The sequence below is a fragment of the Ewingella americana genome (assembly GCF_006438725.1).
Taxonomy (GTDB): Bacteria; Pseudomonadota; Gammaproteobacteria; order Enterobacterales; family Enterobacteriaceae; genus Ewingella; species Ewingella americana_A.
Genome location: NZ_RCZD01000019.1, coordinates 1 through 12,968, shown reverse-complemented (window position 1 = coordinate 12,968; position 12,968 = coordinate 1). Strand labels below are relative to the sequence as shown.

General features: G+C 56.9%; 3 protein-coding genes and 1 pseudogene. 1 reads left to right on the top strand and 3 read right to left on the bottom strand.

From position 1 onward, the window contains the following. Window positions 1-46 precede the first annotated feature (46 nt). From EAH77_RS23320 to EAH77_RS23310, 3 genes are read right to left on the bottom strand one after another with little or no spacing between them, the layout of a single operon-like run. The gene (locus EAH77_RS23320; protein WP_161985848.1) at window positions 47-313 is read right to left on the bottom strand and encodes a hypothetical protein; all 267 of its coding nucleotides are present in this window, start codon (window positions 311-313) and stop codon (window positions 47-49) included. Continuing rightward, entirely contained in the window at window positions 313-10,713 is a 10,401-nt protein-coding gene (locus EAH77_RS23315) for a hemagglutinin repeat-containing protein (RefSeq protein WP_140475580.1), read from the bottom strand. Before EAH77_RS23315 ends, EAH77_RS23320 begins: the two co-directional genes overlap by 1 nt. Before the next feature lie 20 nt (window positions 10,714-10,733). Then, the gene (locus tag EAH77_RS23310) at window positions 10,734-12,359 is read right to left on the bottom strand and encodes a ShlB/FhaC/HecB family hemolysin secretion/activation protein (RefSeq protein WP_140475699.1); all 1,626 of its coding nucleotides are present in this window, start codon (window positions 12,357-12,359) and stop codon (window positions 10,734-10,736) included. A gap of 397 nt (window positions 12,360-12,756) precedes the next feature. Between EAH77_RS23310 and EAH77_RS25405 the strand changes: the two are divergent. Beyond that, window positions 12,757-12,968, top strand: a pseudogene (locus EAH77_RS25405) (IS4 family transposase); the annotation flags it as partial.

Below are 12,968 nucleotides of genomic sequence, written 5' to 3'. Positions count from 1 at the left end.
AGGTAAAATCCCGGCGACTGGGCCGGGATTTTCAGTTTCCAACAGATCATTTATCAGGGTCTGATGGTGGCTTTTTACGAGCATTGTATTCGTCTATTTTGTTGAAGATGAATGCGGCTAAAGTGACTGCAAAACTAGCTACAACAGCCATCTTCAATCCAATAACGACTTGATGCCAATCATAAGCAAATTCACCAATGGCCCATAGAGATATAAGAGCAACGATAGTTCTATATCCAATGCCAAGTACCGAGAAAAATGCCGTTGAATATATAAGCAACATTAAATAATTGACTTTTTTTATTATGGCCATCATTTATCCTCAATCTTTTTTATTAACGTTTTAGTAGCATCACTTCCATATTCAGAAATATATGAACCACTGATATCATAAGCAAAGCTTGGTAATTCGGTTCCAAATTTACCCACTAAAACTGGCGCATACTTCCCAAAGTATCCCCCGGCCAGCGAACCCGCTATAGCGCCGCCTTGTGCCGACAAATCTGGCCCATCCGTCATAAATGCACCGCTCATATTAATCAGGGTATTACCTCCAATCTTGTAGCCTGGTGCCAGATAGCCTGCACCCGCTGCGACCGCCGCACTGTAATAACTAAACTCACCGTCAGGTGTCATATTTATATACTGGAACGCCGAGTTAACCCCACCACCAATAACCGCACCGGTAATACCTTTTCCAATAGCTACTATTGGCCCAAGATAAAACGCGCCAGCCATAAAGACACCATTCACATAACCATCCACAAAGGCTTTCGCAATATTTGCGCCTTCCGGTAAATCCCCCGTAGCCAGTTTATTCAGTCCGGTCTGAGTCTGCTCCGGTGTCAAATTATTGTCCTGCGCATACTGATTCCAGGTAGTCGCTGCCTGGCCGTAATCCACTGTTCCTGATGGCAATAAACTGTTCCAGCCATCACCGAGGGCATTATTCTCCACCGCCACCTTACCACTTACCGCTCCGGTGCCTGCGGCGTTGGTGGAATTCCCTGCCACACCCCCCGCAAGGCCTGCGGCCAGGGTACTGATTGCGCTGATATTACTCTTTTCTGCATTGCTCAGACTTTCAACAGTGCGGCCAGGGTAGTATACCTCCATGATGGCTTTGGCGGCCAGTTCGCCTCCGGCTGCACCCGCTGCGCCGCCCGCCACGGAACCCCCTTGCAAGTAGGCAATGACCGCTCCGGCCAGCGCGTGACCCGCGATGTTGGCCGGACCATTCACATTATTGTCTTTATCCGTGGTGGCTTTTTTCACCGCCAGAGACAGATACGGTGCCAACCCGCCTGCCAGCGCCTGGTTCATATCGCCCCCGGCTAACCCGGCCAGCGCCGCTGAAATCGCCGTGCCCGCAGTCCAGAACGTGCTACCAATGCCGTACTCTTTTTGGGCCGCGAGATATTGAGGGTCTTGATCAACCATTGCCTGCTGGGCCTCTGACGAGGCATGTCGGTAAGCGTCGGTTTTTGACAGACGATTTAACGCATCCTGCTGCGCGTTGACCTGCATCTGCTGACCAATGTTTTGCATGGTCTGTACGCCAACCTCACTGATAGCCTGCGCCAGTGCCTGGTTCTGCTCAATTTTCTCCTTGTTGAAAATCTTGTCGATACGGCCGTTGGCATTTTCGGTATCACGGCTGAGATCGTTAAGGTCCTGCTTCTGGTTCCCCTGGTCACGCACCACAATGCTGCCATCAGCCACCGCCGAGCGGGTGGTGCCCGATGCGCTGCCGTTGGCGTTGGTCATCACGGGCAGCGCGCCGCCCATATTCTGCCCTTTCGGGTTGTCATTGGAGAAACCGGCACTGATGCCTACGCTGCTGGCGCTGTAGTTTGCCTTGTTCTGGATGTCATCCCAACCCAGTGAACCGGTAGAGAGCGCATTATTGGCGGCATCTGCGGTGGAGGCAATCACGGCGCCATTAAGCTGCGTATGGTCGCCGACATAAATGTCGTAGCCTTTATTACCGGCAAACAATCCGCTTTGATCGCCTACGCTGGCGTACTCACTGTTAGTTTTGGCCTGACTCATGCTCAGAGAAGCAGAACCGGTCATGCTGCCGAAGGTGAAACTGGCCCCGCCGCTGATACTCTGTTGTTTACTCTGGTAATTGTCAGTGTCTTGCAGGCTGGTCATGGTTAAATCACGCCCCACGTTGGCGGTGATTTTGTCCCCCAGTGCCTGTGCACCAGACAAAATGGTATCGCGCCCACTGCTTAGGCTCAGACCGTCTTTGGCATTCACACGAGTATTGACGTACTCGGTGGTTTCGCCGTCTGAGGAAGCTTTGGAAAGATAGCCGCTGGCCTGCACACCAATGCCCGTATTTTGCCCCAAAGACATATGCACGCCGCCGCTCCAGCCACTTGAGCTGTCGCTACTGGTCTGCTTGCTGTTATTGCTGGCCGCCTGAAGGCGTAAATCGTTCTGGGCGGCGAGAGTGACGTCATTACCTGTCACACCGCTGCCGCTGATGTTGATATCCCCGCTTTGTCCGTTATTACCGGTAGAGACAATGGCCACATTGTGCCCGGCGCTTAATGAGCTGCCGGTAACCTGGTTCTGCTCCAGTTCAGAGGTGGATTTACTCTTGCTTGAGCCAATATTGGCCTGCACCTTAATGAAGTCTTTATCTATTTTTCCATTCAGAAGCTGGCTCGCCTGAGTGCCAACCCCCTGCATGTAAGCTGCCCACCCTAAGTTGGCCGCTTGTGCGCCATATAACGCTTTCATACGGTCATCGCCGGTTTGTGAAGCCTGCTTGGCAACGCCATTAAGCGATAACAGCAAGTCTGTCACCGGGCTGGAAAGGGACAGCGTCAGGCCGCTCTGTTTCTGCTCGTAAATTTGCTTACGGGTGAGCATGTCGTTACCCGGATCAATCGTCACCGAGCCGCCGACCACGTTAAGGTTCTGACTGGCGATCACATCAGAACCGCCGATGTGCGCTTTTTCACCGGCAATCAGATTCACATTCCCGCCGGTGCTGCCCACGGTGCTACCACTCAGGCTCTGGGTGGTGCCGTCCTGATTGATCTGCTGACGGGACGATTTACTGCCAATCGTGACGCCCAGACCGCCGCCGCTGAACATCCCGCTGGTCTTGGTCTCATTCAACCGGTAGCTGGACTGCTCCTCCGTCGCCGCCGCGATATTAAGATCTTTCCCCGCCTTCAGCGTCACATCCCCATCCCCGACCACCGACGAGCCTTTCACCGTCAGATCCTGCCCGGCGACCACGGAGACCTTGTCACCGCTCAGCTGTGAGGCTTTCTCGGTGGTGGCGTAATCCTCTTTGACGGTGTGCGTGGTGGTCCTGGAGAACAGGTGTTTTTTGGTTTTTGTCTGCTCGTCGTAGCTGTATTCGCTCTCCTGCGCAGTGGTGATATTGACGTCGCGCCCGGCGTTCAGGGCCAGGTCCCCTTTGGCAGAAACTTGCGCCGCCTGGGTGGTGATGTCGCGACCGGCGACGATAGCCGTACTGCCGCCGCTGGCGATCGCCGTCCCTTGCTGGCTGATGTTCTCGCGGATGCTGACGCTTTTGTTGCCGCGCGCCTCGCTGTAGGTGCTGGTCTGCTGCGCATTGAGGTTAACGTCGCGACCCGCGCTGAGCGAGGCGTTGAGGTCGGCGGCCAGCTGTGCGGCCTGCGAGTTAAGGTCACGCCCGGCGCTGAGCGTCAGGTCGCCGCCGCTGCTCACCGCGCTACGGGTGGCATTGTTATTGTCGGTCTGGTTTTTACCGCTGGTCTGATGGCTGCTCTTGTCCATCGTATTGAGGTTGATGTCGTTGACCGCAGCCAGTGTGGTGTCACCTTTGGCGGTGACGGCGCTGCCCGCGACGGTCAGATCATGCCCGGCGCTGGCCTGCAATGCGCCCCCGGCGCTGACCGTACTCGCCTGACTGTCGGTGGCGGTGGTGCGGGTGGTATTTTTGCCATTCCAGCCGGAGTACGCTGTTTTATCGCTGCTTAACGCGTTGGCTTTGATGTTGATGTCGTTCAGTGCCACCAGTTGTAGATCACTGCCTGCGGTGAGTTTGGCACCAGTGTTGTTGATGTTGTTGCCCGCAGTGAGCGACAGACCTTTGCTGGCCGAAATGCTCGCGACGTCACCGGTCAGGGTGTCACTGAAGGTCAACGGCGGGGTTTTGTTTTTACTGGTACCCGGCGCGGCGTTCCACTGCTGGGCCTGCGTGACGTTGTTGATGTCGCCGCTGACGGAAGCCAGCGCCACGGTTTGCCCGGCTATCGAGGAGCCAATGTTATTGATATCCCCGAGCGCACTCAGTTGCAGGCTGCCGTTGGAGGTCATCAGGCCCGCATTGAGGTTATCCAGCGAGCTGCCACTTTTGGCCGCCAACTGAGTTTCAGCTTGCAGGGTACTGCCTGTGTTAACGATATGTCCGGCGTCGAGATTAACCGTGTTCCCGGAAATCACGCTGCCGGTGACCGCGTGGGTATCGTTGGCGGAAAGATACAGTTTAGGGGCCAGAACGGTCTGGCCGTTGACGGTGGTTTTTTCCCACCAGACGATACTTTTGGTCAGCGCCGCCACTTGTTCCGGCGACAGGCTAACACCCAGTTGCAGGCCAAGGCCGGCCTGCTGATCGGCGGCGTTGTCGATCAAATACTGCATCTGCGCCAGGTCAGAACCGGTGCCACCCACGTAGCGCTGGCCGGTTCTGCTCAGCACCGCATTGCTGACGTAGCGGGTATCGAACGCGGCATCGCCGAGGAATTTATAGTCGAAGTCCGGCGTCAGGTTCAGGCGGTTCATAAAGTAGGCTGAACCGATAAACTTGCTCTCATCGGTGTAGACCGATGCCGTCTCAATGCGCGGGTTTGACGGAGTGCCCATCTGCACGGCGGGTTTCAGCGCGCCGGACGTCGGGTGTGCGAGATAATCATTCAGTGCATTAAACAGCGAAGGATCGGTTTTTCCCATGCTGCCCAGTTGCGGGTTGGTGGTGATCAGATACGGGCTGGACGGATTGGTGCCTGGCGCAAACAGGCCATTATTGCCGGTCGGTAGCGGGTAATCCGTCAGGGCCGCGCCCTGATTGCCGATCTGCTTCAGGGCATTGCTGACCGAGTCATTCCACTGTACCGAGCCGACCACCAGATTTTTACCTGCCGCCAGTGGCTGGCTTTGCGTTGCGCCAACCGGCTGGAGACCTGCCGTGCCGTTAAGGTTTGGCGCATTCAGCCCATGAGATAAGCCGCCCGCATTGGCGGTTGTGTTGGTATTGCTGATGTTATTGCTGAAGCTGGCGTTGACCGCGCCACCCGCCTGAATGACCGAGCGAAGGCCTTCGCCGGTGTCGACATGCTCAAAGGTTGGTGCGCCGGTCAGTTTGTAGGTTAATTGTGTACCCAGGTCGGTTTTATAATTGATTCCCCGTTTGTTACCTTTTCGTATCTCAGGTATCAGCGTGGCATCTTTTGGATGTACCCCTGAAATACCTTTGTATTGGTAAGTTATATATTCACTATCAGTACTATTCTGATAAGACTGGTTATTGAGGCTGCTTCCTGAAAGCGTGATGTTGCTTCCGGCCAGTATATTACTGGCAATGTTATCTAATGCTCCGCCCGAAACAGACAGGTTGCGCTGCGCAGCAATACGCCCTGCACCGCCATTAGCCTGTGCCGTAACTGTCGTTGTACCGACAAGGAATTTTCTCTTTAAGGCTGCTGCAATAGGCGCTAAACCAACATAGGTATAAGTCTCAGTTGCTCCGTTCCCTTTACCGTTGCTCCCTCCTGTATGACGAGTTCCCGTTGCCTGATATACACCAATTTCGTCATCGTCTAAAAAGCCGAGTTTAACCTGCATAGAGGTCTGCCCCAGTGTCGCCGGGCTATTCGCTGCCGCCTGATACGAACTCGAACTACTCAACCCATCGCGCTGATTCAGCAGATGGCCGGTATTGAGGGTGATATCACCGTTGGTGGTTTCGATATTGCCGGAGGTGTTAACGATCTGGCTGTTGGCATTCCCGGCGGCGTCCCGCTGCATCCACAGGCTGTTGCCCGCCAGAATGTCTCCGCGGTTATTCAGGATGCTGTCCGCCAGTAACTGCATGTTATTGCCCGCGTACAGCAGCGCGCTGTTGGCCAACTGGCCGGCAGCCGACATCAATACATTACCGGCACCGCCGACAAAGCCGCTGTTGTTGAGTGCACCCCGGCTGGCCAGGCGGATATCCCCGCCGGACTGCACGCTGCCGTTGCCATTGAGCGTGATATTGCTGGCATCGACGCCCACCGTACCGCCGCCGCCGCGCAGTTGCCCGCTATTGGTAAAGTTGCCGGTCGAGCTGAGCTGAATACCGTTACCCTGTAACGTTCCCAGTACATTCAGATCACCCTGCGTGCTGAGGTTGAGGTTTTGCCCGGCAGCCAGCGTGCCCGTTTGGGTAAAGCCTGAGCCCAGTTGCAGCGTCATATCGCCCAGTGCCAGCAAGCTACCGGACTGATTCAGCGCAGGTGTTACCAGCGTCAGGTTACCGGCGCTGTAAAGTTTACCGCCTGCCTGGTTGTCGGCGTTCTGGACGTTGATCCCCAACGCCTGGCTGCCAAACACTGTGCCGCTGTTGTGCAGTGCGCTGCCGTTCAGTTGCAACCAGTCACCCTGGAGTTGCCCCTGATTATTGATCTGGTCGATGTTGAGCGTGCTACTGCCCTGGCCGGTCAGCGTGCCGCTGTTGTTGAGAGCATTACCGGTGAGGGTCAACCCCTGCGCCTGCAACACACCGCTGTTCGTCAGCGTGGATGCAGAGACTGTCAGGCCGCCGCCGGTCAGCAAGGTCCCCTGATTATTCAGGTTATTACTGAGCGTCAGATGACTTACACCATCGCCCTGAAGCTGGCCCTGATTGAGCAGCGACTGTGCGCCGAGATCGAGCGAACCCTGGCTGCGCAGCATCCCGCCTTGCAGATTATTGATGTCATTTTGCACGGTGCCTTGCAGGCTTTGCTGGCCTTGCAACTGCCCGGCATTCGACAGACTGTTGGTGTGCAGGATCAGAGTATTCGCCTGAATATTGCCGCTATTGGCAATGTTGCCAGCATTCAGCTGGCTGGTGCCGCCGCTGAGTAATGACCCACCCTGCTGCACCTGTAGCTGACCGCCGAGCGCGGTGGCAAGTTGACTGACACCACTGACCGCACCGCTGTTAGTCAGCGTTCCGCCCTGCAGGCTGAGGTTATTCGCCGACCAGCTCCCCTGATTACTCAGGCTGACAGCCTGCAAAACGGCCAGGCCGGTAGAGACGACTTTACCTTGTGACTGGGTATTAAGCGCACCGGTCAAAATAAGGTTGGCGCGCGACGCCGTCTGGATCGCACCGTTGAGATCCAACTGGCTGGCGTGTAAATCTGCGCTGTCGGCCTGCCAGCTGCCGTTGTTGGTGACGTGACCGGCGGTGACGGTCAGTGCGCCCTGCGTCAGCATTTTGCCGGAGGTGGCGTTATTCAGATCCTGCTGAAGCTGTGCTGTCAGCCCTTTCAGGCCAATCAGGTTGCCGCTGTTGTCAGCACCGTTAGCATTGAGGTTCAGCGTATCGCCCTGGATCTGCCCCTGATTGGTGATATGGCTGGCTGTCAGCGTCGCGCCTTGGTCGCTGAGCAACTGACCGCTATTTTCCAGCGTGTCGGCGTTAACCGTCGCGTTGCCCGACGTCAGCATGCTGCCTGCGTTATTCAGGTCACCCAGGATCTGCGCATTCAGCCCGTTAGTGCCGAGCAACGTGCCGCTGTTGTTCAGACTGTTGCCGGTCAGGCTCAACTGGCCACCCTGCAAGCGCCCCTGATTTTGGCTGGCGCCGAGATGTAAATCGAGAGTTCCACCGGAAAGCACACGCCCCCCGGCACCATTGATCAGCGAGTTGGCGGTGAGTGTGCTATCGCCATTGCCCTGCAACAGCCCGTTATTGCTGATGCCGCTGGCGGTGATCCCCACGGTTTTTGCCGCCAGAGTGCCATCATTGATAAACGCCGGCGTGGTGACCGTTACGCCGTTGGCGACCGATATCACGCCCGGCTGTTGGTTGGTCAGGCTGGTGCTGGTCGTCATGCCCAGATCGCCTGCGGTGATGCTGCCCTGATTGACCAGCGTTTTCCCTTCAAGACTCATCAGGTTTTGTGCGGCGAGGCTGCCCTGCTGTTGCAGGGTATCGGCCTTAACGTGCAGGCCGTTGTCGGCGGTGATTCCGCCCCTGTTGGTCAGGGTGGTGGCGGTGATGTCCACATTATTGGCACCCAGCGCAGCGGCGTTATTAAGCGTGCCAGCCTGCATGGTTAACGTGCCCGGCGTCACCAGTTTTCCGTCTAAATCAGCCTGTCTGGACGCACTGATCCCCAGCGCGTTTTTGCCCTGCGTCTGCGAATCAGTACCGGTGGTCAGTTGTTGGGTGGTCAGCGCCAGACTGCCATCGGCGGAGAGGAAACCGTTCAGGTTCGCGGTGTCGGCATTCAGGGCCACATCACCCTGACTGCTTTGTACCGACCCGACGCGGGTGGTCAGCGCAGTGGCATTCAGGTTCGCGCCCTGCGTGCCGGTCAGCGTACCGCCTAAATCCGCCTGCGCGGTGTTGAGCACCACATTGCCGTCGGCCAGCAACGTAGCCGCATTACCGTTCGTCACGCCGTCGCGCACATTCAGCGCTAAGTTGCCGTTAGTCCCGGTCAGCCCCTGATTATTGAACTGGTTGAGGGCCAGTGTCTGGTCGCCGCCGGATTGTGATGTCCCGTTATTGTTGAACGTATCGCCGGTAAGACTCTGGCGGCCAAGAGCCTGAAGCAGGCCGTTATTGCTCAGCGTGTTGAAGTTAAGCTGCCCGTTGCGATTGGCGGCCAGCGTGCCGCCATTGTTGAAATCGCCTGAAGAGAACGTCAGATCCCGCCCGGCGATCAGGCTGCCCGCCCACTGCCCGCCGCCAGTGACATTGGCCAGTACGTCATTCTGCGCGGAGGTTTTACCGCCCTGCGCCGCGTTCAACTGGTCAGCGGTGAGGGAAAGATTGTTGCCCGCACTGGTGGTGCCGTCGAGCTGCTGCTGGCGGGCGGATAACTGCATATCCCCGGTAGAGGCCAGTGAACCGGTGCCGGTGACCTGAAGTTTGCCGCCGCTGGCTTCGAGCGTATTGCCGTCCAGCACACCGGCCAACACAGCGCTGCCGGTTGCCGTCAGGGATAAATCTTTATCGCTGTGAACGGACCCCTGCGCCCCAACGGACAGATCCTTAGCGGTCAGGCCCACGTTGCCGGTGGTCGACAGCTGGCCGTTGAGCGCCTGCTGCGCAGCGTTCAGCTGAATATCACCGAGGCTGGTGATCAGTGAGCTTTGCCCGGCGTTCAGGGAGTCGCCATTGAGCGTCAGGCCATTTTTACCGGTCAGCGTACCGTTAACGGTCATCTGACCGCCGCCGAGAGTCAACCGGTCACCGGCAAACAGCGAGCCATGTTCACCGACGGTCATCTGGTCAGCCACCTGAAGCCCCAGCCCCTGCTGCGAGCCGATCAGCCCCTGATTATTCAGGGAGTTTGCGGTGATATTTTGCGCACCGCCAGACTGCATTTTGCCGCTGTTGTTCAGGGCCGACGCACTGACGGTCTGTGCGCCCTGCGCTTGTATCATCCCGCTGTTTGTCAGCGTTTGCGCATTAAGCTGCGCGCTACCGCCCGCCGCCAGGGTGCCGTTATTGGTGAGTTCGCCTGCCGTCAACAGCGCCATATCGCCGCCCGACTGCTGGGTGCCATTGAGGGCAATATCCTGCGCATTGGCGCTCAGTTTGCCGGTGACCGTGGCATTGCTCAGCGTCAGTTTACCGCTGGCGTCAATCTGCATGTCGCCCACAGACGTGTTCAGGTTGCCGAGGTTTACGCCGACGCCTTTGTCGCTGGAGACCAGATGAATACGGTTGGCGTACATGCCGCCGAGCGCGCCGGTGTCAACCGCCACCGACGGCACGCCTGCGCCCGCTATTGGCGTGGCGTTACCCTGCGCATCCACATGATTTGCCCCCAGGGTCACGTTCAGGTCTTTGGCGTACAGCCCGGCGTTAATCTGCGCGGCGCGGGAAATCAGTGAGAAAGAATCGCTCTGGCGGGCGTCCAGCCCCTGGCCTTCAACCGTGATCGCTCCCTGCGTGACGTCGAGCGATTGCAGTGAGCCATCCGCGTTCAGCACCGGACGGCCGGTGGTCAGCGTGGCATTGGGTGCGTTGAGAAAACCGCAGCCATTACAGGTGATGCCGTAGGGGTTGGCGACCATCACGTTCGCGGCTTTACCGGCCACTTCCATGTAGCCATTAAGTCGCGAAGGGTTCGATGACACCACTTCGTTAATGATGCCCTGTGCTTCCCGGCCTGCCGTAAGGTTGGGATTATTTTGAATCAGCCCGCCCAGCTGGGTTTGGGTCAGTTTACCGGTGGCATTGTTGAGGATCAGACCCTGCTGGCCGACATTGAAATCATTATATTTATTGTGAGAAATACCGGCCTGATTCGGGGTGGCGATGTTCACGACCGGAACGCCGTTACCTGCCTGATCGGTGCGGGTATTGCCTTCGGCTACGGTGATATCCGCAGCAAACACGGGCACCATCGGTTGCCAGACCATCCAGCCCATCAGACCGTAAGCCAGCGCCTTACGCCACCATGCTACAGGCTGCTCTTTAATCGATTTCATCCCCGAATTCCTTCTCATCATTACAATACCAAGCCGATGCGGTAATAGACCGTGACACGGTCTGGCGACAGTGAATCTGGGTAGCTCAGCGGCCAGCCGACAGTAAACTGACTTGAAAAATAGGCGTTGCTGCTGGCGAGGCCGACCGCCGCGCCCCACAGGGTGCCGGACGCGTTCGTGTCGTGATTGCTGTGTTGCAGGTAACCGCCGTCTAAGGCGGCAACGCTGCTGATTTGTCCGAGGCCCGGCAATGCGAACAACTGGGTGTCCAGTTCGTTGCGCCAGTAGCCACCGTTATCGCCGGAGAGGTACTGCTCTTTGAAGCCACGCACCGAGCTTTCGCCACCGACGGTCAGGCGTTCGCTGCCGTAAAGACGGTCATCCCCCCACTGGCCGTAGGCGCTGGTTAGCCAGGTGACTTTTTGCGTCACCGGGCGGTAGTAACTGCTGGAGAGGGTCCATTTGGAGAATTCGGCGCGAGGCGCCTCTGGGTTTTTATCCTGATCGCTTTCGCCACCAAACCACGGCACGCCACGGCTGAAGGCCGGGTTGAGCGTCGCGTAGCCACCCCAGAGTTTCTGGCTGTGATTGACTCCGGCAGTCCAGCTCGAGAGGCTGCGGCTACTGCTTTGCAGGGGCGTGTCGTTGAGGTAGTTGCGGTTGAGGCGATGAGTCATGCCGAAAGTCGCGGCCGTTTTCATGTCGCCGTTGCGAAATAGCACGCGAGACAACGTGAAGCGGTGTGCCTGGCTGTCGCCTGCGGAGCGCCACAGATAACCCTGAGACTCAAGGGTGCTGAGGTAATCGCTGTAACTGTAGTTGTAATCGAATGACCAGTAACCGTAGGGCAGATTGACGCCCGCCTGTACGCTTTTAGCGTCATGGTCAGTGGCCCAGTCGCTGCTGCGCGCCGTACTGACAAACCACTGGTCTGCCAGTCCGAGCAGATTATTGCCGGTCAGCGAGCCGTTGACCTGCCCGGTGCCGGTGCTTTTTTGCCCCGAGTTATCAAAACCTAATCCAGCCTGGAGCGGAAATTCTGCTTTGGACGTCAGGTTCACAATCGAGTATCCCGGAAGGCGTCCCGGCTGTATTTCGATCTGTACCGGTGTTTTACGCAGACGGTTGATCTGCTCCATCCCCTGCTCAATGTCCCGCAGGTTAAGAATGTTGCCGACCAGACCAGGAAACGCCATCGCCAGCATCGCGCCGCGTTGGTTCTCCATGTTGATGGCTTCGAGTTTGCCCTCCATCACCGTCAGACTGAGGGTGCCGGAAGAAAGATCCTGTTCAGTGAGAAACGCACGGCTGGTGATATAACCCTGGCCGATGTACCAGTCTGACACCGCTTTCACCAGCGCGTTTATCTGGCCAATGCCGAGACATTGTTGCAGGTAGGGCTGGGTCAGTTGCTGCTGCTGGCGGGCGGGCATATGGTCTGCGCCGCGCAGGGTAATGGTGTGAATATCAAAACAAGGGCCGCCGGGCTGCGGTGGGGTTTGTGGCGCGGGGGTTATCGGCGTACTGCGTTGCAGTTCCTGACGCTGCTGTTGGTTCTGCTGGAGCAACTGACGCTGTTGTTGCTCGATGCTGTCACGGTCTGCGGGGCTGAGAAACGCGGCCTGAGCAGGCAGGCATAACATCATTGACAGTGCCGTTATCCCCTGCACCAGCGTGCGCTGGCGCAGGTAAGGCCGCGGGCGCTTCACACCGGAGAATAGTGCAATGGGTCTAATGATTTCCATATTCAGCTCGGTTTCCTTACCGTTTCAGCCCCCTTTCCCCTCGAACAATAAAGCGGCAGGAAACGCTACGGCATTGATTATTGGGTAAACACTCAGCCCCTATCGGCATAATTAAGGTTATCTTTAGAGATAATTCAAATAACTCTATTACAGAATGTGTCAAAGGCCGTTAAGCGGAAATCATCAGAAAATAGATTCAGTAGGGGTATTGGGGGCTGATGGCTCCCCACAAAATGCAGACAGGCATAGCGGGATATGATCTACTTCGTGCGCCAACAAAAAGTAAAGGACCCCGGCTATGCCTGTCGCACAAGTTTGCCAGAAATTTCTCCAAAAATCCCTTTCCCATATTCATGTTTATCGGCGTGACGCCTTGATTTCTATGTCTATGACTTTAGTTCGCGGGGCATCTTTAACCCTCACCAGCATAGGGCGCTATTTGCCCGGTTCCGCAAAAGTGAAACATAAAATAAAACGCGTCGACCGATTAATGGCTAATCCTCGCCTTCA

Bases quoted from the DNA above. Each gene is read 5' to 3' on its own strand.
- EAH77_RS23310 (WP_140475699.1), bottom strand. From the start codon at position 12,359: ATGATGTTATGCCTGCCTGCTCAGGCCGCGTTTCTCAGCCCCGCAGAC.
- EAH77_RS23320 (WP_161985848.1), bottom strand. From the start codon at position 313: ATGGCCATAATAAAAAAAGTCAATTATTTAATGTTGCTTATATATTCA.
- EAH77_RS23315 (WP_140475580.1), bottom strand. From the start codon at position 10,713: ATGAAATCGATTAAAGAGCAGCCTGTAGCATGGTGGCGTAAGGCGCTG.